This is a genomic window from Natronosalvus amylolyticus, assembly GCF_024298845.1.
Taxonomy (GTDB): domain Archaea; phylum Halobacteriota; class Halobacteria; order Halobacteriales; family Natrialbaceae; genus Natronosalvus; species Natronosalvus amylolyticus.
The window spans coordinates 3109621-3131376 of the sequence record NZ_CP101156.1 but is presented as its reverse complement, the minus strand read 5'-3'; the positions used below and the strand labels follow the sequence as shown (position 1 = coordinate 3131376).

General features: G+C 62.9%; 25 protein-coding genes. 14 read left to right on the top strand and 11 right to left on the bottom strand.

The window, feature by feature from the left end; genetic code table 11:
* Nucleotides 1-55: 55 nt before the first annotated feature.
* The gene (locus NLK60_RS14645) at nucleotides 56-1306 is read right to left on the bottom strand and encodes a hypothetical protein (RefSeq protein WP_254808516.1); all 1251 of its coding nucleotides are present in this window, start codon (nucleotides 1304-1306) and stop codon (nucleotides 56-58) included.
* 243 nt (nucleotides 1307-1549) lie between these two features.
* The gene (locus NLK60_RS14640; RefSeq protein WP_254808515.1) at nucleotides 1550-2302 is read right to left on the bottom strand and encodes an alpha/beta hydrolase; all 753 of its coding nucleotides are present in this window, start codon (nucleotides 2300-2302) and stop codon (nucleotides 1550-1552) included.
* Nucleotides 2303-2521: 219 nt separating this feature from the next.
* Here NLK60_RS14640 and NLK60_RS14635 point away from each other — a divergent pair, with 219 nt between their 5' ends.
* The 3 genes from NLK60_RS14635 to NLK60_RS14625 all read left to right on the top strand — a co-directional run bounded on the left by NLK60_RS14635 (nucleotide 2522) and on the right by NLK60_RS14625 (nucleotide 4489).
* The gene (locus tag NLK60_RS14635; RefSeq protein ID WP_254808514.1) at nucleotides 2522-2989 is read left to right on the top strand and encodes a PaaI family thioesterase; all 468 of its coding nucleotides are present in this window, start codon (nucleotides 2522-2524) and stop codon (nucleotides 2987-2989) included.
* A 151-nt stretch (nucleotides 2990-3140) separates the two neighbouring features.
* The gene (locus NLK60_RS14630; RefSeq protein ID WP_254808513.1) at nucleotides 3141-3632 is read left to right on the top strand and encodes a hypothetical protein; all 492 of its coding nucleotides are present in this window, start codon (nucleotides 3141-3143) and stop codon (nucleotides 3630-3632) included.
* Between the two features lie 167 nt (nucleotides 3633-3799).
* Complete coding sequence (locus NLK60_RS14625) at nucleotides 3800-4489, top strand: DUF7095 family protein (RefSeq protein WP_254808512.1); 690 nt, start codon at nucleotides 3800-3802, stop codon at nucleotides 4487-4489.
* A gap of 179 nt (nucleotides 4490-4668) precedes the next feature.
* On the opposite strand, the gene deoC is transcribed toward NLK60_RS14625, so the two are convergent.
* On the bottom strand, nucleotides 4669-5307 hold the full coding sequence (gene deoC / locus NLK60_RS14620; protein WP_254808511.1) for a deoxyribose-phosphate aldolase: 639 nt from the start codon (nucleotides 5305-5307) through the stop codon (nucleotides 4669-4671).
* Nucleotides 5308-5398: 91 nt separating this feature from the next.
* Between deoC and NLK60_RS14615 the strand changes: the two genes are divergently transcribed.
* The 8 genes from NLK60_RS14615 to NLK60_RS14585 all read left to right on the top strand — a co-directional run bounded on the left by NLK60_RS14615 (nucleotide 5399) and on the right by NLK60_RS14585 (nucleotide 12463).
* On the top strand, nucleotides 5399-6457 hold the full coding sequence (locus NLK60_RS14615) for a ribose 1,5-bisphosphate isomerase (RefSeq protein ID WP_254808510.1): 1059 nt from the start codon (nucleotides 5399-5401) through the stop codon (nucleotides 6455-6457).
* A gap of 140 nt (nucleotides 6458-6597) precedes the next feature.
* A complete protein-coding gene (locus NLK60_RS14610; RefSeq protein ID WP_254808509.1) occupies nucleotides 6598-7422 on the top strand; it encodes a DUF63 family protein in 825 nt (274 codons plus the stop codon).
* A gap of 84 nt (nucleotides 7423-7506) precedes the next feature.
* Nucleotides 7507-7638 carry a hypothetical protein gene (locus NLK60_RS19560; protein ID WP_256530378.1) on the top strand — a complete coding sequence of 44 codons (132 nt, stop codon included), beginning with the start codon at nucleotides 7507-7509 and terminating at the stop codon, nucleotides 7636-7638.
* Nucleotides 7635-8627: a YeiH family protein gene (locus tag NLK60_RS14605; RefSeq protein ID WP_254808508.1), complete on the top strand. Its 993-nt coding sequence runs from the start codon at nucleotides 7635-7637 to the stop codon at nucleotides 8625-8627. Before NLK60_RS19560 ends, NLK60_RS14605 begins: the two co-directional genes overlap by 4 nt.
* 75 nt (nucleotides 8628-8702) lie before the next feature.
* Nucleotides 8703-9590 carry an ATP-dependent ribose-1-phosphate kinase gene (locus tag NLK60_RS14600; RefSeq protein WP_254808507.1) on the top strand — a complete coding sequence of 296 codons (888 nt, stop codon included), beginning with the start codon at nucleotides 8703-8705 and terminating at the stop codon, nucleotides 9588-9590.
* 129 nt (nucleotides 9591-9719) lie between these two features.
* Nucleotides 9720-10112: a HalOD1 output domain-containing protein gene (locus NLK60_RS14595; protein WP_425499054.1), complete on the top strand. Its 393-nt coding sequence runs from the start codon at nucleotides 9720-9722 to the stop codon at nucleotides 10110-10112.
* 143 nt (nucleotides 10113-10255) lie between these two features.
* Nucleotides 10256-10984 (top strand): guanosine phosphorylase, encoded by a 729-nt coding sequence (locus NLK60_RS14590; RefSeq protein ID WP_254808506.1) that lies wholly within the window; start codon nucleotides 10256-10258, stop codon nucleotides 10982-10984.
* A 120-nt stretch (nucleotides 10985-11104) separates the two neighbouring features.
* Nucleotides 11105-12463 (top strand): sulfatase family protein, encoded by a 1359-nt coding sequence (locus tag NLK60_RS14585; RefSeq protein WP_254808505.1) that lies wholly within the window; start codon nucleotides 11105-11107, stop codon nucleotides 12461-12463.
* Between the two features lie 55 nt (nucleotides 12464-12518).
* On the opposite strand, the gene NLK60_RS14580 is transcribed toward NLK60_RS14585, so the two are convergent.
* The 4 genes from NLK60_RS14580 to NLK60_RS14565 are packed head-to-tail and all read right to left on the bottom strand — an operon-like array spanning nucleotide 12519 to nucleotide 14934.
* Nucleotides 12519-12887, bottom strand: coding sequence for a rhodanese-like domain-containing protein (locus NLK60_RS14580; protein ID WP_254808504.1), 369 nt, complete (start codon nucleotides 12885-12887; stop codon nucleotides 12519-12521).
* A gap of 36 nt (nucleotides 12888-12923) precedes the next feature.
* Nucleotides 12924-13547 carry a helical membrane plugin domain-containing protein gene (locus NLK60_RS14575; RefSeq protein ID WP_254808503.1) on the bottom strand — a complete coding sequence of 208 codons (624 nt, stop codon included), beginning with the start codon at nucleotides 13545-13547 and terminating at the stop codon, nucleotides 12924-12926.
* Nucleotides 13548-13549: 2 nt separating this feature from the next.
* Nucleotides 13550-14695: an NAD(P)/FAD-dependent oxidoreductase gene (locus NLK60_RS14570; RefSeq protein ID WP_254808502.1), complete on the bottom strand. Its 1146-nt coding sequence runs from the start codon at nucleotides 14693-14695 to the stop codon at nucleotides 13550-13552.
* Nucleotides 14692-14934 (bottom strand): sulfurtransferase TusA family protein, encoded by a 243-nt coding sequence (locus tag NLK60_RS14565; protein ID WP_254808501.1) that lies wholly within the window; start codon nucleotides 14932-14934, stop codon nucleotides 14692-14694. The genes NLK60_RS14570 and NLK60_RS14565 overlap by 4 nt, the downstream gene beginning before the upstream one ends.
* A 245-nt stretch (nucleotides 14935-15179) precedes the next feature.
* On the opposite strand from NLK60_RS14565, the gene NLK60_RS14560 reads away from it, so the two are divergent.
* The gene (locus NLK60_RS14560) at nucleotides 15180-15641 is read left to right on the top strand and encodes a PaaI family thioesterase (protein ID WP_254808500.1); all 462 of its coding nucleotides are present in this window, start codon (nucleotides 15180-15182) and stop codon (nucleotides 15639-15641) included.
* A 140-nt stretch (nucleotides 15642-15781) separates the two neighbouring features.
* On the opposite strand, the gene NLK60_RS14555 is transcribed toward NLK60_RS14560, so the two are convergent.
* From NLK60_RS14555 to NLK60_RS14545, 4 genes are all read right to left on the bottom strand, one after another.
* A complete protein-coding gene (locus tag NLK60_RS14555) occupies nucleotides 15782-16918 on the bottom strand; it encodes a M24 family metallopeptidase (RefSeq protein ID WP_254808499.1) in 1137 nt (378 codons plus the stop codon).
* Nucleotides 16915-18786 (bottom strand): UvrD-helicase domain-containing protein, encoded by a 1872-nt coding sequence (locus NLK60_RS14550; RefSeq protein WP_254808498.1) that lies wholly within the window; start codon nucleotides 18784-18786, stop codon nucleotides 16915-16917. The genes NLK60_RS14555 and NLK60_RS14550 overlap by 4 nt, the downstream gene beginning before the upstream one ends.
* A 173-nt stretch (nucleotides 18787-18959) precedes the next feature.
* On the bottom strand, nucleotides 18960-19121 hold the full coding sequence (locus tag NLK60_RS19710; RefSeq protein WP_425499053.1) for a DUF7563 family protein: 162 nt from the start codon (nucleotides 19119-19121) through the stop codon (nucleotides 18960-18962).
* A gap of 171 nt (nucleotides 19122-19292) precedes the next feature.
* Nucleotides 19293-19478 carry an HVO_0416 family zinc finger protein gene (locus NLK60_RS14545; protein ID WP_254808497.1) on the bottom strand — a complete coding sequence of 62 codons (186 nt, stop codon included), beginning with the start codon at nucleotides 19476-19478 and terminating at the stop codon, nucleotides 19293-19295.
* Between the two features lie 196 nt (nucleotides 19479-19674).
* On the opposite strand from NLK60_RS14545, the gene ubaA reads away from it, so the two are divergent.
* Both ubaA and NLK60_RS14535 read left to right on the top strand, forming a co-directional pair.
* Entirely contained in the window at nucleotides 19675-20505 is an 831-nt protein-coding gene (gene ubaA, locus NLK60_RS14540) for an SAMP-activating enzyme E1 (protein ID WP_254808496.1), read from the top strand.
* A gap of 160 nt (nucleotides 20506-20665) precedes the next feature.
* Nucleotides 20666-21715 carry an NAD(P)/FAD-dependent oxidoreductase gene (locus tag NLK60_RS14535; RefSeq protein ID WP_254808495.1) on the top strand — a complete coding sequence of 350 codons (1050 nt, stop codon included), beginning with the start codon at nucleotides 20666-20668 and terminating at the stop codon, nucleotides 21713-21715.
* Nucleotides 21716-21756 lie beyond the last annotated feature (41 nt).

Below are 21756 nucleotides of genomic sequence, written 5' to 3'. Positions count from 1 at the left end.
TCGACTCGAGAGGCACGAATCCGACCACTAGCCGACGACAGCGCAAATACCAAAACTATCCGGACGAAGGCTGGCCCGCCAGCGCCGCGACGACCCAGGCGAGGTCAGCTGCCGACACCGTTCGGTAGCCCGGCGGGGCGCGGTGACCGGACTCCGTCACCGGGTCGAGGGGAATCCCGTCACCGTCGCCTCCTGGATGGCCGTTCCAGAGCCATCGCAGGGCGGCCGCTCGCTCACGATCGTACCGACAGAGGCCGCCGGCACCCACGTACTCGTCGATAGTCGTGGCAAAGAGCGCCTGCGAGATCGGTTTGAGGACCCGCCACTCCGGCGGTTCGCTCGCTCGAGAGCGCTCGAGCCAGCCTCCTCCTTGCGGGTCGGTCGAAAAGAGTGCGCCGTCGGCTCGCATCCGGTGTTCGACCGTGTCCTCGAGCTGGTGTTCGACGGCCCCCAAAACGGCCGACCGATCGAGGGCCCTCGCCGCACGGGCGAGCCCCCAGTTCGTGAACTGTTGGGTCGCGTGGGACGCGTCGTCGAACCCCAGTGAGCCGTCCTCGTGACGGTGCTGCTCGAGAACGGCCAGCCCTTCGGTGAGCGCCGCTCGAGCCGCCGACTCGGGGCAGCGTTCGGCCAGCGCCGCCCAGCCGACCAGTACGAGCCCCGATTCGGGCCGGTCGAGCGCACAGCCACGGGTTCGGTCGAACAGAACGTTCGCCACCTCGAGCCACGACGGGTCGAGAACGTCGCTTGCCAGCACGAACGCCTCGAGCAGCGCCCCCAACTCGGCCGGCGCGAGGCTATCGCGATGAGTAAGGGAGGTCGCCAGAGTTCGACTATGGGCGAGTTGCTGGTGCAGCTCCGTGTCGTACGCCCCCGTCCCGGCTGGTGAGACGCGCCAGCGCATGGCGGCCATCGTGGCCAGCGGCCCGTTGCGGTATTCGAGGCCGCGCTGGGGACACCATCGAAAGCCGGGCACGCGAGGGAGGAGCGACGAGGTGTGGCCCTCATCAGCGGTCGCTTCCACCTGTAACGGGGGCTTTCGAAGCCGATAGCCGGGGACGAAATGGCCCGCCGACTGGTCCCAGAAGCCCCCGGATTCGACCGGTGTAAAGAGCGTCTCGACGGCCCGAGCCAGTGCCACCTGCTCGAGTGAGTCCATCTCTGGCGTCGACTCCGGTGAATTACTCCCTCGCCAGCCACCGTCGAGCGGGTCGAATCCGAGCCGCAATCGCTCGAGCAGACCTGGTGTGCTCGATGAACGAATCGATGGCTGCTCGCTCGCTCGAGTGGGATGTGCCGGGGCCATCTACCGCCGATTCCACACCGGCGTCAATAGTTATGGGCGACTTTCACCGATTGTGCAGGCTGTTGTGCGTGCATACCCACTCGAGGGTCACTCAGACGGGTCTCGAGAGGACTGGCGATGCGCTGTATGCAAGCGATGGGGCTGCCGACAGGTCCTGCAGGCGGTTCTGCCGACATGCCCTAAAGCGATAGGTCGGCGTGCACACACGGTTCGTTCAGATGACGACGTGTGCGGGAACGGCGACTATTCGACTGATGGAGTCAGCCCTTCGGGTTCGGGCAGCGGCACGACCTGCCGTTCCTCGATGGCGTCAGCGCCATACTCGAGTGCCGCAAGCAGGAGGTCGACGTATCGGTCGCGAACGCTCGAGGAGAACAGTTCGTGTCCGCCGTCGTAGAGCACGATATGTTCGGCGGGGACGCGCTCGCCGATGGGGCGCAGGTCGATGATCGAGTCGCGAAGCGAGCAGAAGACGACGGCGTCGTGATCGATGGCGAGCAACTCCTGTTGTGCCCGCCGGGTTTCGCGGATGAACGAGGGAGAGAGCCAGCTTGGTCCCGTAGCCATCTGGTGGTCGGTCGCCAGGTCACCGATGGCCGACTTCGGGACCTCCCCACGTGGCAAGAAGGGCGCACTGGTCGGAATCTGCTCGAGGATATCGAGCAATAGCGGGGAGCGGTCGGGGCTGTACCCCCACCACGGACTCAGGTAGACGTGGTTGTCGGCCCCGTCGAGTGCCTGTGCGATGAGCGAGCCCGCGCTGTGTGCCAGGAGCTGGTACTCCTCGAGGTCGATCACGTACTCGGCGATTGGCTCGAGCCAGTCCGCTTTGAAATCGTCGATGTTCGTCGGGAGTTCGAACGCGTGAACGCGATAGCCGGCATCCACGAGTTGCTCGATGAGCCAGCTCACGTTCTCGTGGGTCCAGCGGTTGCCGAGGCCCATGACGAACACGAGGTCCTCCTCGCCGTCTTCGTTGAAGATTCGCTCTCTCATACCTTCGGATTCGTCGGGAAAGGATAAAAACCTGAACGGTTCCGCTGCTCGGACACGGTATAGTAGCCAGTGAACGTCATTGGACACCCTATCGCAAGACTGCGTCGCGGTTGGTGTGTACATCGTTTCACTGGCACCTATCGTGTCGAATCCCGACCGTCGCCCTCGGCCCGAAACGGCATTCGAAGCGGCTACAATCACCCCTCGAGAAAGGCACCTGTGAGCGAATCGATTCGCACGAAACTCGCCCGCTATCGCTTCAATCTCTTTCCCGCCTATCGACTCGCCGGCGGCCGCGTGCTGTACATCGCGAGCGACTGGCAGGAGATTCGCGTGGCAATCCCGCACTCCTGGCGGACGAAAAACATCTTCGGGACGACCTTCGGCGGCAGTCTGTACGCCGCTATCGACCCGATTTACGCCGTCATGCTGACCCAGGCGCTCGCGGGCGACTACGTGGTCTGGGACCGCGCGGCATCAATCGAGTTCCTGAAACCCGGGTCGGAGACGCTGTACGCCCGGTTCCGAATTCCGGACGCGGAACTCGAGAGTATCGAACGGAAACTCGAGGACCAGCCCTCGGTCACTCGTACCTACACCGTCGATATCGTCTCGGCCGACGGCGTTCGCCACGCCACCGCGGAGAAGACGGTGTACATCGGCACGGACGAGTCGAAACGGGCCTGAGTGGTTCGCCACGCCTGCCCATGGAAGCCGAACCGATAGCGGTTGTCGGCTTCAGTTTGCACGTCGACGCGTGACGGAGTACTGAGTACCCCGACGAATACCGTCTGCCGGGGAACACTTATTGGAGATTCTACAGAAGTTGGTGGCACGCATGGTCGAACACTCACGCGGGTTGCCGGTCACCCGGCGGGCCCTCGAGCCATTGCTCGCAATTGTCGTGGTCGGCTTCGCTGGGCTGTACTTCCTCGAGGTTCCCGTGTTGCTCCCAGCGCTCGGTTCTCTCCTGTTCGAACTCCTCATTTTGCTCTTGCCCGGCCTGCTCGCGGCGTCGGTACTCCTCGGCGTCGGTTCTCACGCCTGGCGTCTCGTGTCGACGTATTTCGGGGATACCGAGCGAACGAAACCTGGGGATACCGCCATCACGCACCTGCTCTTTTCGGTCGCCCTCGGCGTCGTTGCCGCCAACACCCTCTGGTGGGTCGTCGGCAGCGTCTACGTGATGTACATCGCTCGAGTGGGCGGTATTCCGCCCTCGATCGTGGCACTGTTCGTCGGTGCCGTCCTCGCGGTGGTGGTGCTCTGCAGAGTCGCCTTCGTTCGGCTGTTCCCGGCAGGTCCGCTCGAGTGGTTTCGCGGGCGGTAGTGGCTTCCCAACCCTGAACGAATGCGTGAAACCGATTGCTGTTGTCGGGTTTCACGCATGGGTCGACGTTTGGGAGGGTACTAGTGCGGAGTCGTCGGTACCACTCGAAGAACGAAAGTGGCCGCTCGAGGAAAACCGTTTTGCCCGCGACTCGCTAAGCACCAGCAATGACCGGATTTGCCCGCGAGGAGGCCGTCGACCGGGTCGAGGGCATCGTCGACACCGTCGCCTCGGACGCCCTCCCAGTTCCCGTTCGCGAGGTGTGGGTGTACGGCGACCTCGCCCTCGGCGTCGACCCCGTCGACCGCCTCGACGTCTACCTCACCAAGGACGTGTTGCTGCGAGACCAACCTGACGCCGAAGCCGAGTTCGAAGCCGAATACGGAATCAAAGGCGTCGGCAAGTCCGTTCGCGCCGACTGGGCGCGCGAACACCCCGAATACCTCCGAGCGAACACCAACGGCCACGCCGCCCCCGAGACGTGTCTCGCGGCGCAGTTGCTCGATTCGGATGAAGCTGACGCTGGCAGCGAAACGGACGGAGACGAAGAGCCCATCCACCTCGAGGTCTGCAACGCCAGTTTCGAGGACAACGTCACCCAGCGCCTGCGCGGCGCACAGCTTCGGGACGATTACACCCAACTGCTCGACCCCCGTGGCGTCTGTCTGTTCGCCGACGGCGTTCGCAGCGAGACGGCGTTCGAGAAACTCCGCTCGAGCGAGCTCGCCTTCCCGCCGCTGTCGACGGCGCTCGAGATGCTCGGGATGGACGAGAGCGAGTCGACGACGGCCGCCGAGGCGGTCCACGCCTGGCGGGCCGACCAGGAGGGAGCGACAGTTCGGGGCGACGTTATTTAGTCCAATTATCGACGTTATTTATTATGGTAGGCAGAGTGTAGGGGCAGGCGTGTAGAATACGTCACTATCCTCCTTGCGAGTACGCTGCCGACATTCCACTCGAGAAGGTTTACCGAATCGACCGGTCCGCTCGAGTCACGACAGGTTCGACTCTGATCCCGTCGATACGTCCCTCCTCCTTAGGCCTCCGGCGCACCCTCGAGGATGGCGACCCCGCTCGAGGCACCGATGCGTTCGGCTCCGGCCTCGAGCACGGCCATGGCGTCCTCGTAGCTGCCGACGCCGCCGCTGGCTTTGACCGGCAGGTACTCGCTCATCAGTTCGACGTCGGGGACGGTCGCGCCGCCGTCCGCAAACCCAGTCGAGGTTTTGACCATGTCGGCGTCGGCGGCGACGGCGGCTTCACAGGCCGCGTGTTTTTGTTCGTCGGTCAACAGCGCCGTCTCGATGATGACTTTCACCGGAACGGGAACGGCGGCGACGAGTTCCTGCAGTTCGGCTTCGACTGCCTCGTGTCGGCCCGCTTTGAGCAGGCCAATGTTGATGACGACGTCCAGTTCGTCGGCACCGGCTTTCCAGGCCGCAACGCCTTCGTCGCGTTTGCTGTCGTGGTGGTTCTGTCCGTGGGGGAATCCGACGACGGTCGCGAGCGTCACGTCGGGGTACGCCTCGGACGCCTCCTCGAGTGCGTACGGCGGGATACAGGCGTTCATCCCGTGGGTGTCGGCGGCCTCGAGGACGTCCTCGACGTCCGCCGGCGTCGTTTCGGGGCCGAGAACGGTGTGGTCGATCAGGGGTGCGAGTTCGCGTCGGTCCATACCCCTTCGACTCACGCCGGGCGTAAAAAAGCGCGCGGTCAGCCACGACTGGCCCACGGTCTTTTACCCGCCCGCGACGAAAGAGGTGAGTATGACACCCGACGTGGCTCCGACCGTCGAGGAGACGGCGACCGACATCGCCGAGATGGAAGTTCGGGGAGCGGCCACCATCGCGGACGCCGCCGCGGCCGCACTGGCCGACCAGGCCGAAGCGTCGACGGCTGACACTCCCGCGGCGTTTCGTGCTGACCTCGAGGCCGCCGCAACCGAACTCTACCGGACCCGGCCAACCGCGGTGAGCCTGCCCAACGCCCTCCGGTACGTCCTCCGGGGGCTCGAACCCGAAGACGACCGCGACGGCGAGGAGTCGAAATCTGTTGACCGCCTCCGGACGGAGACGGTTGCCCGCGCCAGACGATTCCAGCGGGACCTCGAGCAAGCCCAGGACACCCTCGGCAGCGTCGGGGCAAATCGCCTTCGAGACGGCGACGTCGTGATGACCCACTGCCACTCGACCGACGCCCTGGCCTGTATCGAGGCTGCCGTCGACGACGGCAAGCATATCGAGGCTATCGTGAAAGAGACCCGCCCGCGGCTCCAGGGTCACATCACCGCTCGAGCGTTGCGCGAGATGGGCGTCCCCGTCACGTTGATCGTGGACAACGCCGCCCGCCGCTATCTCGACGACACAGACCACGTGCTGGTGGGGGCCGACAGCATCGCCGCCGACGGCAGCGTCATCAACAAAATCGGAACGAGCGGGTTGGCGGTCAACGCCCGCGAACGAGGCGTACCCGTGATGGTCGCCGCCCAGTCGATCAAGCTCCATCCGGACACGATGACGGGCCACACCGTCGAAATCGAGATGCGTGACGAGCGCGAGGTGCTCGAGGCCGAGGACTACCTCGAGATTGCGACCGACGAGACGAGTGGGGCGAAAGGTGATGGTGCCGATGGTGATGTCACCGACGAGGGCCGCCTCGAAGCCGTCGACGGCGGCCTCACCGTCGAAAACCCGGCGTTCGACGTCACCCCGCCGCGTCACGTCGACGCCATCGTGACCGAGCACGGACAGTATCCGCCCGAGAGCGTCGTCGTCCTGATGCGGGAACTGTTCGGCGAGACGACGACTGACCCCTGGCGAGCGTAGTTTTCGAGCCGCCGACGAGTCCGGTCACGGTCACTCGAGGGAACTACCGGATTCGGGACACGGACTCGAGCGAGCCAGAAACGTTGGCAACCCGACAACCAACCGGAAACTGTTTTACGCTGCTCTGTGCCTGTTTTGCTATGGTGTTGCCAGAGGGATTCGTGCTGCCACCGTGGTACATGCTCGTGCCACTGGTTGTAGTGCTAACTGGTGTTGTGGCTTTGTTGTGGGTGCTGGAACCGCCGGTGACTGATGAAACAGTGCTCGCGTTTACGCCGTGGATGATGCTCGGGTCCACGCTCCACGTGCTGTACAAACTCGGGGAGCTCCCATCGAGCATCGAGGTGCTGTTCAGCGCACCGACCGTCTACGCGACGACGGCCATCGTCGCCGGACTCACCTGGATCGGTGGCAGTTTTCTCTACGCAGCCGGGTTACAGCGCTCTATCGAACGCGTCCTCGGGATTACGGGGACGAGTTTCTTCATCGTCTTCGCGATGTTCACGGTCATCTCGGGCTGGCAAATGGGGAACTTCGACCCGTTCTGGCCAGTCATCTCGGTCGTCGTCGCCGGCATCGTCGCTGGGTTAGCCTGGGTCGGTCTCAGTCTGTGGCTCACTGACGTGGCCGCAATCACGGGACTCACGGGCGCTATCGTCGTCTTCAGCCACAGCCTCGACGGCGTCTCGACAGCTATCGGCTACGACGTGCTGGGCGGTACCGAAGAAGTACCCGCCTCGAGGCTGATTCTCGAGGCTGGCGAAGCCTTACCAACTGCGGAGTTCATCGGTGCAGGATGGCTGTTCGTCCTGGTGAAGGTCGTCCTGGCGCTGGTCATCGTCGCGCTGTTCAAAGAGTACGTCAGAGACGCACCACGACAGGCTCGCACAATTCTTGCCTTCGTCGCGGCCGTCGGTCTCGGCCCCGGCGTCCACAACGTCCTTCTCTTTACTGCCGGGATGTGAGAACCGCGAAATCCCCCACACATGTTGCCGGTATCCGCGACGCAAACCAGTACGTATAGGGGTACGCATCGACCACCCCCGAGTATGCACAACCAGCTGGTCTCGAGGTGGCTGCAACGGGGTGTCGATCGCTGGCGTCGCCTCGAGACCGACTGGCAGGGAGTCACCGTCGCCACAATCGTCCTGACTGCGACGTTCGCCCTCGAGTTGGTATGAGTCGTGTCACTGCCCGCACGGTCGCTCCAGGACTCGCCATACTCGCCGGCGGCGCCGTGCTTGCTCGCGCCCTCTCGGAACTCGTCGGCGTCCACGAACTGCTCGTGGCAATCGGCCTTGGCGTCGTCCTCGCGAACACGCTCGGCGTGCCAGAACGCCTCGAACAGGGGCTGAACACCCATTCGATCTGGCTCGCTGCCGGCATCGTTCTTCTCGGCGCGTCGATCACGCTCGAGGCGATTCTCGAGACGGGGGCGGCCGTGCTCGTGATTTTGCTCGCGACGGTGCTGGTGACGTTGACGACCGTCGAGTTGTTGGCGAGAAACGTTGCGGGTATCACCGACCGGTTCGGGTCGCTTCTGGCCGCCGGTGCCAGCATCTGTGGCGTCTCGGCCGTCGTCGCCGTTGGCACCAGCGTTCGCGCCAACGAGAGTCAGATCGCCTACGCCGCCGGCATCGTCCTCCTGATGGACGCGATCACGCTCGTCGTGTATCCGCTGGTCGGGAGCTACCTCGAGTTACCCGACGTCGTTTTCGGCGTCTGGGCTGGCGTGAGTATGCTCTCAACCAGTCCGGTCGTCGCGGTCGGCTTCGCTTACTCGGAAGTCGCCGGTCAGTGGGCGACGATCACGAAACTCGCACGAAACGTGCTCATCGGCGCGGTCGTTCTCGGGTACGCCAGCTACTACGCGCGAAGCGACGCGGACGGTTCGGTCACCATCCGAACCCTCTGGGAGACGTTTCCGAAATTCGTCGTCGGCTTTCTCGTCGTGGTCGGGCTGGCGAGCTTCGGGGCGTTTTCGTCGTCACAGCAGGCGTTCATCTCGAGCGCCGTCGACTGGCTGTTCTTACTCGCGTTCGTCGGCCTGGGAACGGCGATTCGAACGGCCGACCTCAGACGACTCGGCCCCGGACCCGTGCTCGTCGTCGTGGCCGCACTCACCGTCGCGAGCGTGTTCTCACTCGGTGTCACACTCGCGGTACTGTAACGCTCCAGACCGGTCCCGCCCCCCGGCAGACGATAACGTTTTTTGATCGGCACCCGTCTGTGGCGGTCACCACCGATGGTCACCGTACTCACCGCCGGACACATCAACTGGGACGTCACCCTCCGCGTCGACCAGTTTCCGGAACCCGACGGGGAAGTAGCGATTCGCTCGCGCCAGCAATCCGGCGGCGGCAGTGCAGCCAACGTCGCAGTCGCCTGTAGCGCACTCGAGGTCGATACCGGCCTTATCGGGAGCGTCGGCGACGACGATACCGGATTGCTCGCTAGACGCGAACTCGAGGACGCCGCGGTCGACATCGATGGCGTCCGTATCGTCGAAGACGCCGAAACCGCCGTAAAATACATCGTCGTCGACGACGCGGGCGAGGTTGCCTTGCTGGGAAACGACGGCGTGAACGAAGCCGTGGGGCCTGAAGACCTGAATCCCGAGCGAATCGATGCTGCCGACCACGTCCACCTGACGAGCCAGCGTCCCGATACTGCGGGGCGACTCGCCCAGTTGGCAAGCGAGAGCGACGCGACCGTCAGCGTCGACCCGGGCCGGCGGCTGGCCGAGCGCGATTACAGTACGGCCCTCGAGCACGCGGATATCATCTTTCTGACCGACAGGGAAGCCGAATCCGTCCTCGAGTCGTCGTACCCGGCCTCGACGTACAACGACCGCCTGGTCGTCATCAAATACGGTGGCGACGGAGCCGAGATTCACTCCCCCGGCGGCTCGATTCGCCATCCCGGCTTCGACATCGATCCCGTCGACACGACGGGAGCCGGCGACGCCTTCGCCGCTGGCTTTATCGCAACCTCGTTAGGAACCGACGACCTCGAGGCCGTCCTCGAGTTCGCCAACGCCTGTGGTGCGCTCGCGGCGAGTGCGGAGGGGGCCAGAATTACGCCCACTGCTGCCACCGTCGAGGCGTTTCTCGAAGAACAAACGCTCGAATAGGGTTGTAAACGGCCGAAGAACCTGGCGAAAGCGAGGTAAACAGACCGACACGATATTCTCACAGCGTGTTGTCTGACGGCAGTTATATACCGCCGCCCGTTGGCCACTCAGGTACCGTCACTGAGAGACATGACAGATGGAACGATTTCAGACGTTCGGGGCGGGGGCACTGAACGTCATTACTGCGTTCGATACGAACGCGCCGATACAGAGCCGATCAGTGTCGCAACAGCAACCGCGTTAGCGATCTTCACCGACGAGGACGTCACGCAGCCGTCGACACGGCTGTACGACCTCGTCGATCCCGAAGCACTCGACGCGCTGTTTGCCGACAGAGAGAACGGGCTACCACGACCAACCGGGCAGGTGACGTTACGACTCTCCCAGCCACAAGCACGCGTCGTCATTACCGACTCGACTATTACGGTCGAACCGAGAGACACGGCGACGGAACCGTACAACCCATCGAACTCGAGTGAATCCCGACTCGAGGGAGATACGTTCGGCCGTCCACACCGGTAACTCCTCACTCGACTCGTCAATCGGGGCGACCCAATACGAAGCAAGCGAGCGAACGGATGACGAAGCAAGCGACCGGGTCGCTCGAAGTACCAGCCTCGAGCGTCGAACGCGACCTTTTTCCTGATACCCCGAAAAGGGCGACCATGGCTATGCAACCGCACTTGCTCGTCGACGACGGTGACGTACACGATATCGCACTCATTCCGGGCGACCCCGGACGAGTCGACCGTATCGCGAGTCACTGTGACAGCGCCGAAACCGTCGCCGAAAACCGCGAGTACAAAGTCGTCAACGCCACCTACGACGACCGGGACCTGACGATCTGTTCGACCGGTATCGGCTGTCCATCCGCCGCAATCGCCATCGAAGAGCTCGCCAACGTCGGCGTCGAGACGTTCATTCGTGTCGGCACAACCGGGGCGCTGCAGGCCGATATCGAAATCGGCGACATGATCGTCGCGACGGGCGCAGCCAAAAACGAGGGAACCTCGAAACGCTACGAAGCCGTCGAGTATCCCGCCGTCCCCGACTACCACGTCCTCTCGGGGTTGGTCGACGCCGCCGAAGCACGCGACGAGATGGTCCACGTCGGTCCCATCGCCAGCGACGACGCCTACTACGCCGAGACCGACGAGTACGTCGAGGACTGGGAAGCCGCCGGCCTCCTGTCGGTCGAGATGGAAGCCGCCGCGGTCTTCTCGCTCACCCGTCGAAAGGGACTGCGCGCCGGCGCGATCTGTACCGTCGACGGCAACCTCGTGAAAGGCACCCAAAAAGGCACCGACACCGAAGACGACGAACTGCCCGAGAAGGCGAAAAACAACGTCGCTCGAGCGATCGATATCGCCCTCGAGGCCACGACGAAACTGTAGGCGACGGTTAAACGCACTCGAGGACTGAGGAGAGGGTGTCGCACTCGAGGGCAGTAGCTCGCCCCTATTCGGTCGGTGAGCCACGAACGATTATGGGCCCCTTCGTGGTACGACGGGGGTATGTCCCCGACTGACAGGCGGCCCAACGTCGTTCTGATACACAGCCACGATCTCGGCCAGTACCTGGGCTGTTACGGCGTCGACGTCGAAACGCCCGCCATCGACAGACTCGCCGAGAAGGGCACTCGCTTCGAGAATCACTTCGTGACTGCGCCGCAGTGTTCGCCCTCTCGGGGGAGTCTCATGACTGGCCGCTACCCCCACGTCAACGGGTTGATGGGGTTGGCTCACGGCGACTGGGAACTCCACGAAAACGAGCGGATTCTCCCACACTATCTCGACGAGAACGGCTACGAGACCCACCTGTTCGGCCTCCAGCACATCAGCCAGGATACAGACCGGCTTGGCTACGAGTACGTCCACTCGGAGGGAAACCTGTATCCGGGCGTTTCACCCTCGGTCCACCAGGCCAATCGCGCTCGAAACGTCGCTGATGTCCTCACGACGTTCTTCGACCGCGGTGCCTTCGATTCCCCCTTCTTCGCGAGCGTCGGCTTCTTCGAGTTACACCGGGTGGAAGCCGACAACGGTCGTTTCGGGTTCGACGCCGACTACTACGACACCGACGAGCCAGACGGGATATATCCGCTGCCGTATCTCCCCGACCGACGCGGTATCCGCCACGACCTCGCCGAGATGCGGGGCATGGTGTACGCCGTCGACGACGCCATCGAAACCATCGTCGAAAGCCTCGAGCGAACCGACCTCGCCGAAGACACGCTGGTCATCTTCACGACCGAACACGGCATCGCCTTCCCGCGAGCGAAGGGGTCCTGTTACGACGCCGGCCTCGAGGGCGTACTCATCTGGCGTGGTCCGGGCGTCGAGTCCGGGCAGGTCCGAACCGAACTCGTGAGCAACGTCGACGTGTTACCGACGCTCCTGGAGTACCTCGGGATCGATCCACCAGGGTCCAGCCCCGATTTCGATGGTCGAAGTTTCGAACCGCTGCTTACGGGCGAAGACGGTGCGTTCGACCCGCGAACGCGGGTTTTCGCCGAGATGACCTGGCACGATATGTACAACCCGGTCCGCGCGATTCGAACGGAACAGTACAAGTACATCCGAAACTTCTGGCACCTCCCGAAGGTGTATCTGACCAAAGACTGCTACGCGAGCGAAGCGGGTCGCGAAGTTCGCGAGACCTACGGCGCACCCACGCGAGCGTACGAAGAACTGTACGACCTTCACGAAGACCCGCAGGAAGCCGACAACGTGGCGTTCGAACCCCGGTATCGAGACCAACGAGACAGACTCGCCGGCGACCTCGAGGCCTGGATGCAAGCAACCGATGACCCGTTGCTCGAGGGACCGGTTCCGCCGGGCGATTACGACGAAATCCAGCCCTGGAGCGAGTGACAGTGCCGAGTATTGGTCCGAGATGCCTGCTACGTGCGTGCGAAAAGTGAGCCACTCACCGCGTGAGTTTCCACACCAGCGATCGAATTTTGTACCCGAGTGAGTTTTTTTGATAGCCGTTCCACGCGCCCATGCCACCCAACAGTGTCATCGACTCGTGGCCTTCGTCGTCCAAAATCGCCGTCGCCTTGCGAGCGACGATACCGGCCTTACAGACGACGACAACCGGACGGTCGCCGGGAATCTCGTCCAGTCGTCGGCGAAACGAATCCTCGTTGCCACGCTGGAGGTCCGAGTACACCGGCACGTTATAACTCCCCTCGATGTGCTCGCGTTCGAACGAGTCGGTCGGGCGAATGTCCAACACGAACGGGTCGCTCGAGTCCCGCTTCTCGTCGAATCGAGATGGGGTGATAGTGGCCATACTATACACTTGCCCTCGGCAACAAAAACGCTTCAGTTACCGGGTCGGCGTTGACTCCCCGAGTGCCCCCGCGACGGCTATTAGATAGCCAAGCCCCGCCTGCACCTGCGGATCTCGAAGCGCCTTGACCAGCCCAACCGGGCCAACGGGCTCGACAGCTTCCCGTTCGGCCTGGCCGAGACCGGCGAGCGTCCGTTCGATTCCCTGGCGGGTATCGGGATCCGATGCAGCATCAGCCAGTTCGCCGACCCCAGCCCCCGTCGCCGCGAGTGAGGTGACCATCTCGTCGTCGAGCGCATCGGTCGCCAGCGACGCCAGTTGTGCCAGTTCAGTGAGGTTCTCGAGGGTGCCGCTTTGCTGGAGTTCGACCAGCGTCTCGAGTGCGTCCGTAAGCTCACCCGCGTTCGTTCCGACCGCTGCGGCGAGCCCGACCGTTTCATCAGTCGCGATTTCGTCGGCGGATTCGGCGAGCGTCGATCCGGTGTCTGCGAGTTCGACGACCATGTCGTCGGTCAGGGCATTTTCGCCCAGCGAGAGGACGTCGAGGAGTTCGTTGACCGCGTCGAGTCGATCGACGAACTCGGCGACCGCCTCCGGGTTTTCCGCGATGGCCGCCTCGAGGGCATCCTGGTTCGTGTCGACAGCTGTCGAATCAGTCATCGTTAGAGGAGCCCCCGTGCGGTGAGCCAGTAGGATTCGTTATACGCGAGTTTTGCCCAGTGTAGTTTCTGAGACGGTTTCGCTGGCGACGGTGGGTTCTTGTAATCGAACTCGACGTAGGAAGCGGCGTCCATCCCCGTTTCGATGAAGCACAGGGTTTTGCCGTCATAGCGTGCCGTCGGGAGCTGGTCCCGAACCTCGCTCGCGAGACGGCGAGTGACCACGCCGGCCTGGTAGTGAGCGACGCTGCCTGCTTTGGGGACGCCGGTGGCGGCGGCATCACCGATCGCGTACACGTTCGCTGCCCCGTCTGCCTCGAGGGTGTGCTTGTCGACGTCCACCCAGCCACGGTCGCCCAACCCGGCCGATTCGATCAGCTCGCTCCCGCGGTGGGGTGGAATCCCGACGAGCAGGTCGTACTCGAGTTCGGACCCCTCCAGTGTGTGGAGAACGTCGGCTTCGGGGTCGACTTCCTCCGGGTTGAAGAACGTCTCGATGGAGATATCGCGCGACTCCATCAGGGGTTGTGCCCAATCGGCGATGTGTGGGTTCCCGTGGACGCGCTGAATCGGGTACGTGTACGTGATGTCGACGTCCTCGCGGAGGCCTCGCTTTCGGAACCAGTCGTCGGCCATGAAGACGAACTCGAGTGGTGCGGCCGGGCACATGTGCGGCGACCCGATGACGCTCAATACGAGATGCCCGTCCGTGAACGAGAGCAGTTCCTCGCGAAGGTCGGTCGCGCCCGATTCTCCGTAATAGTGATGACCCGCGTCAGCGAGACCGGGGATTTCCTCGGGCGCAAGCTGTGAGCCCGTCGCTAGTACGAGGTGATCGTACGACAACGACCGTTCGGTCACACCGAGGGCGAGCGTCCCGTTCTCGGTATCGATATCCGAGACGCGATCGATCCTGACGTCGACGGCGTCGTCGACCAGTTCTTCGAGCGGGCGTCGTGCGTCCTCGGGTTCACGGAGGCCGAAAGGAACGTACAGCCAGACCGGTTTGTAGATGTGGTCCGGTTCGTCGTTGATGAGCGTAACGCGAACGTCGTCACTGGCAATCTCCGCCCTGAGGTGGGTTGCCAACCCGTTCGCGAGGACGGCACCGCCCGTCCCGCCACCGACGATAACGATGTGTTCGCTCATGCCTTCTCCACGTAGAACTCGTAGTAATCCTCGAGTTCTTCGACTGCCAACAGTTCGTTACCCGCCTCTTCGGACCACTCCCTGACGTCTGTAAGCGACTGGTCGTTGTCGCTGAGCAGACAGACCACGTCACCGCTCTCGACGGTCCGAATTTTCCCGATGAGGTCCATTAGCGGTCCCGGGCAGGCAGCGCCGCGTGAATCGACAGTTTCGGTCGGCTCGATTTCGGTATCAGTCATGGGTACGACTGAACCTACTTCCTCGAGGTAGTTAGTATTGTGTGGTAATTCCAATATAGCAAGAACCATCTATCTAGTACCCTTCCAAACGTCGACTGATGAGTGAAACCGGACAACTGCAATCGGTTTCACGCATTCGTTCAGGTTTGGGAAGCCTCTCGTCGCGATCGATGGCGACTATCACTACCCACTCGAGCGGACGGCTAAACGCAGGACACAAATCACTGGCCCACACACTCGAGAGTATGTCCGAGTCGTTCGAGCAGATGGGAGCCATTTTACAGACACATATCGATACCGACCACGAGTTTCTCTCCTGGCTGGGGACGACCGTCGAGCACGTCGACTACGGCGAGATGACGATGGCGATACCCTACGACGAAAAGCTCACGAACACCCGGCCCGGCCGTGGCGACCACCGCCCGGATATCCACGGCGGCGTCGCTGCCACGCTCATCGACACCGTCGGTGGCCTCGTCTTCCACACCGACTTCGACAAGCCGACCGAGTCCGGTGCCGCGACCATCAACCTCAACGTCAACTACCTGCGCCCGGCGACGGGCGACCTCGAGGCGACGGCCACCATCGTGCGGGCCGGCCAGAGCGTCGGCGTCAGCGAGATCACCGTCGAAAGTACGACACCCGACGGCGAGACGACCGAGGTTGCGACCGGACAGGGCTCCTACCGGTTGTTCCGGGTCGACTGATACGGTTCTCGTGATTCTGTACTGCTAAGCACTCGAATCGACCGGTGATCGACGGGAAGAGACGACGACAATCCGATAACTGCGATGTAAGCACACCGACCTCGAGAAGCCGTCACCGGTCGCGACACCTGTGTATCAGGCTACCTGTTCTTTGGAACGAGCGACCGCGAGGCAGGCGAAAGCCACCGTGCTCGTTCGCCTGTACGAACGATCACGTCTGCGAGGCGAATCCGACCCACGCTCGTCACGAGGCTCGCATCCACCACGACCGGCGACCGACGTTCGATGGTCGTGCCTGCCTGAAGCGGCCGTTCGAGGCCCTCGAGGCCGACACCGCTGACCTGTACCTCGATTGAAGCCGTCTCGTCGAACCCGAACGCCCGGATTTCGGCCTCGAGGTCGGCCTCGACGGTCCCCACCGTCGCCTCGCCTGCCGTGAGCAGCGATTGCACCGAGCGAAACCCGTGGGTGAGTCCGATGTGACCCCGTCGTTCGGGACCGCCATCCGGGTCGACGACGAGGGTTCGCGTCTGTCGGCCGTAGTAGCCGGCGTTGCTCGCTTCAACGGTGAGAATCAGTGGCCGGTCAGTCGGCAGTGGTGCTGTCGGGTCGCCGTCTGTGACACCCCCGTTCGCCCCCGTCCAGACGACGGCACTCGAGACGGGACGACCACCAGCCTCGAGGACGCCCACCTCGAGCGCCGTTTCGAGACGGCCCGGGGTCGGAGACTCCTTCTCGAGCAGGGACATCGCCCGTTCGAGCCCGGCACGGACCGCCTCCTGTACACGTTCGATCGCGGCCAGTTCGGGCTCCGTTTTCCTGACTCGGAGTCGAGAGAGCACGTCACTCGAGGCGAGTTCGAACCCGGCCCGCTCGAGATACAGCGCGGCGTCGTGGGGGATGTGCGCCGGCGTCAAGAGTCGCAAGTTCCTCCCCGCGCCATCTATCTCAGCCTCGAGGAGGGATTCACCGAGCGTCTGTGATGGATGATCGCCACCGTCGCGTGGCGGCTTCGAAACGCTGTGCCACCGTTCGCCGTCGAAACCGACGGCGTACACCGTCCCATGCTGTACCCGCGTCGGGGACTCGAAGCGCTCGCCCTCGGGACACGACGCCCTGCACGCCCGGACGGCGAATCGAATCGTCGGGTCACCCAGCGTCCCGGCGTGGACGAACGCCGTTGCTCCACGCTCCTCGAGCACGTCTCGCAACCGCGTCGCTCGGACGGTATCAAAAACGGAACCGTTCCCCGAAGCACCGACCGACCGCTCGCTCACGCTTCGACTTCGGCCTCCTCGAGACGATCGGATTCGGGCTGTTGGGCCTGCTCGACCAGTTCCTCGAGGTCAGCACCTGTCTGGCGGTTGTTGAGCAAGACGTCGATCGGTAGCGTCGGCGCACCGTCGACCAGATTCTCGAGGAGGACGAGCCGTTCGCGGGCTCGAGACATACCGACGTAAAAGACGCGCCGTTCGTTGTCGGTGAGGACGGGAACGGGGGAGGTGGTCTTGGTGAACTCTTCGACGCCGGGGATGTCGGTCGGGTCGTCGACGGTCGCGACCATCTGCTCGACGACCTTCTCGGTGAGGTCGGTGCCGACGAAAACGTGGTCGGCCTCACGACCTTTCGCCGAGTGAATCGTTCCGACGCGAACGCGATCGGTCGGCATCCCCTGATAGGTGCCGATGGCGAAGTAGGCCTTGATCGACTTCTTCTGGAAGTTCGTCACCTTCCGCACCATGTCGGAGGCCGAAGCCGGGCCGGGGAGGAACGGCGCGTGGTCTCGAATGACGTCGGCCGGGATGAGCAGGTCCTCGAGGTCCTCGATGCCGGCTTCCTCCTGGCGGTCGTCAATTTCGTCGAACAGGGCGTCCCGTTCGTTGGTACCAAACGCCGAGTCCATCAGCATGTCGGCGAGTCGCCGAGCCTGCAGGCCGGTGACGTCGTCGTCGTTCTCGAGGGCTTCGATCGCTCGGACGTACTGGGTGAGTCGGTCGGTCCACATCCGCTGGTCGGTCAGCGCAGTGAAGGGAATCCCCTCGGTGATGAACTCATCGATGAACTGGAACATCTGGTAGCGTGCCCGAAACAGGAGCATGATCGTTCCGTCGCCTTCGACGAGCGTCTGGCGGACCATCCGGACGACATCGAGCATCGATCGGTTCTGGTAGGCTTCGACGAGCCCACCCTCTTTGCGGGGATTCAGGTCTTTATCCTGTCGAACGTCGATGTGGCGAATCTCCTGGTTGACCGCGTTGAGCACGTTCGATGGAAGTCGGTAGGAGTTCGGCAGGATGATGTCGTCGTCGACGCGTTCGTCGAGCAAGAGTGCCGGGTCGGCCCCCTGCCAGGAGTAGACGACCTGGTCGTCGTCGCCGGCGATCAACACGCGGTCGACGTGGGGTTTCCACTCCTCGTAGACGTCGTACTGTAGCGTCGTAATGTCCTGAAACTCGTCGATAACGAGGTAGTCGACGTTCGGCACGAGTGAGCGCTGTTTGACGCGCTCGAGCATGTCGGCGAAGCCGATTTTCCCTTCCTGGCCCTTGTAGTTGCGCCAGCCTCTGATCGCTTCGGGGACGTCGATTCGGTCGTCGTCCGAGGGCCATGTCGGCGTGTACTTGTTGCCTTCCTGCGCGTTCGGGTCGATTTCGGGCGGGAGTCGAACCTCTTCGACGTCCCACTGGAAGGGTACGTCGTACCAGTCGGCGACGTCACGACGGGTTCGCTGGAGCCACTGACTCGTCGCGATAATCTTGTTCCCGATGGTGGTCGACCGGGCCGTCCGGCGACCGGCCCCGCTGTACTCGTCTTCGTACTCGAGGCCGTACTCTTCACAGAAGGTCTCTTTGTCCTTTTCGCCGATGACGTCGCCGCGAGAAAGATCGAGAAGATCGTACGCTTTCGCGTGCATCGTACAGACGTTGCCCTGTAGCGCTCGAGGGTTTTCGTCGAGCCGCTCGGCGAGTCGTTCGCGAATTTCCTGTGCCGCTGCTCGAGTGTACGAGACGACCAGAATGTCCCGAAACGTGACGTCGTCTTGCTCCAGTATCTCTTCGACGTGATCGAGGAGAGCTGTTGTCTTCCCGCTGCCAGGACCGCCAAATAGACGGGTTACCTCCGTATCCGCCTCCGTCGTAGCCATTGTAGCGTATCAGGGCCGCGACTCTTATAAGTGACGTGGGTTTGGACCGGGAAATCCAACGGGAAAGAAGGCCGCCTTCGGACCGATTTCTGGACGGGAAATGGGGTCGTCGTCGATTCGACATTAGACCGTCTCCGTGTTCGTTGGAGTTATCGAGAGAACCACAATCGCCGTCAGGAATTGTTCCGTGGTGAGCGCGCCTGTCGAACCTCTGCACCGTCACGGATTTTGTCGGTGCACTGTGGACAGACACGCGGGTTGTCGACACCTCGAGGGGTGAACACTCTCGCATACGCGTCCGTCACGAACCCACCGCAGTTTTGACATTTGGGCATTGATGGTCCCTACGTCATCAGTGAGGAATAATCCGTAATAATTGTATCGACTAAAGAGGGCTGAAATTAGGGCCAACAGTCACACAATCCAGTATGTTTTGCAGTGAGTGATAGGGACAGTCGATCGTTAGCGGTGGTGCTCGAGGCCGCGAAAAAACTGGAAAAGTCGTTTCAGGGTCGTGGACGCCACCCACAGACGGTACAGGTTGTCGCGGACGTGTCGTGAAGGCCGCCACAGTCCGGACACTGTTTTTTGTTATAATCGCGTTCCCAACCTGTTCGTTCTACCGCGTGGCCGCGGTCTGCAAGGAACTGGTCGAACACGTCGTCACCGGCACCGTTGGGTGAAGATGCCATAGTCAATGTATAGCATACATCACACATAAAGGGTTGGGTAGTGACAACGAGTGTCACACAACGCAGGAGAATTGACCGTTCGGAACACCGATGATTCCCGCGAGTCGTCGTCATCGATTCCACACATCCGGCCTCAGGACCACCTGCTGATCGAAACGTCCGCGCACTTTTTGCCCCTCCCCGTGAAGTCCTCACTATGAGCGACCTTCGCCTCGATGCGACCCAACTGGACCGCTACTCGAGACACGTCATCATGGACGAAGTCGGTCCCGAGGGACAGAAACGGCTGCTCGAGGGGTCCGTTCTCGTCGTCGGTGCCGGCGGCCTCGGTTCCCCAGCGATTCAGTATCTGGCGGCGGCCGGCGTCGGCCACCTCGGCATCGTCGACGACGACGTCGTCGAGCGCTCGAACCTCCAGCGCCAGATCGTCCACGACGACGACGACGTCGGGCGGCCGAAAGTCGAGAGCGCGGCCGACTACGTTCACCGACTCAACCCGGACGTCGCCGTCGAAACGTACGAGACACGTCTCACCTCCGAAAACGTCGACGAACTGGCGGGCGAGTACGACGTCGTACTGGATGCGAGCGACAACTTCGCGACGCGATACCTGCTCAACGACTACTGCGTGCTCTCGGGGACCGCGTTGTCCCACGGCGCTATCTACCGCTTCGAAGGCCAGGTGACGACGATACCGAACCGTGAGGGAAGCGACGGCCCCTGTTACCGGTGTGTCTTCCCGGAAGCGCCCGAGCCCGGCACCGTTCCCGACTGTGCGACCACGGGCGTCCTCGGCGTCTTACCGGGTACGGTCGGCTGTATCCAGGCCACCGAAGTCGTCAAACTGCTACTCGAGCAAGGGGACGTCCTCGAGGGACGCCTGTTGCTCTACGATGCGATGGATATGAGTTTCGAGACGGTCGAACTCCAGCGCAACCCGAACTGCCCGGTCTGTGGCGACCAGCCGGCCATCGACTCCGTCAGCGACGTCAGTTACGAACACACCTGTACGATCGACGCCGATTGAATCCCGCTTTCGAGAGCTGAAGCGACAGCTTCGAGGGATGAGTCGCTACCCTCGAGGGTGAACGCCTGACGTTCGGCGGGAATCAGCAGCCTCCTGGACTGAACCGGCAGCCTCGAGGGGTGACCCCACAGTTAATTTCCGCTGAAGCCAAGCGACGAGTATGAACCGAATCGGTATCGTCGGGGCCGGTGCGGCGGCCGCCGCTGCAGCCTACACCGTCTCAACACAGTACCCGGGGGCGACGATCACCGTGCTCGAGAAATCCCGCGGCGTCTGTGGTCGGGCGGCGACCCGCCGAAAGAACGACTGCGTCTACGACTACGGTGCAAACTATCTGAAAGCCGACGACGACCGAGTCACCGACCTCGTAACGAACACCCTCGAGACCGACGGCCTGGCCGACATCGACGAACCGATCTGGACGTTCGACCAGGACGGCACGGTCGAACCGGGACGCGAGAGCGACAGCCACAAGTGGAGCTACGACGCCGGACTGACACAGATCGCGAAGCGACTGTTCGCTCGAGCGGGGGCAACGATACATCGGGAAACCCGTGTCGAAACGCTCCGCCGCGACAGCGAACGCTGGCACCTCGAGGATGTAGACGGTGACGAGTGGGGGCCGTTCGACGTGTTGCTTTTGAACCCGCCAGCGCCACAGACGGCAGCGCTGCTCGAGCGTGCCGACTGGGCGAGCGAGAATCGTCGTCCATTGCAGGACGCCGTCGCAGCCGTCCCCTATCGAAGCGTGATAACCGTCGTCGCTCACTATCCGTTCGAACTCGACGTTCCGTACTACGCCCTGGTCAACACCGACAAGGCACACGATATCGGCTGGGTCGCCCGCGAGGAGTGCAAAGCCGGCCACGTCCCCGATGGTGAATCACTGCTGGTCATCCAGGCCGGCAACGAGTGGTCGAAAGCACAGTACGACGCGCCGCGCGAGGACAATCTTCGGACGCTCATCGAGGGCACCGCCGCACTGCTCGAGGACGAGCGCCTGACCGACCCCGACTGGACGGATTACCAGGGCTGGCGGTACGCCTTACCCGAGGGCGGTGTCTCGAGAGCCCCACTGGAAGCCGCCGAAGCTGACGGCCTGTACCTCCTCGGGGACTGGGTTGCCGGCGAGGGGCGACTTCACGCCGCGATCGCCAACGGCCTCGAGGTTGGAGAGCGGGTCGCGAGCGATCTGGAAAGCAGTGCGTAAGCCCCCTTTGGACCGGTGAAGGACACCCTTTTTGGAGGAAG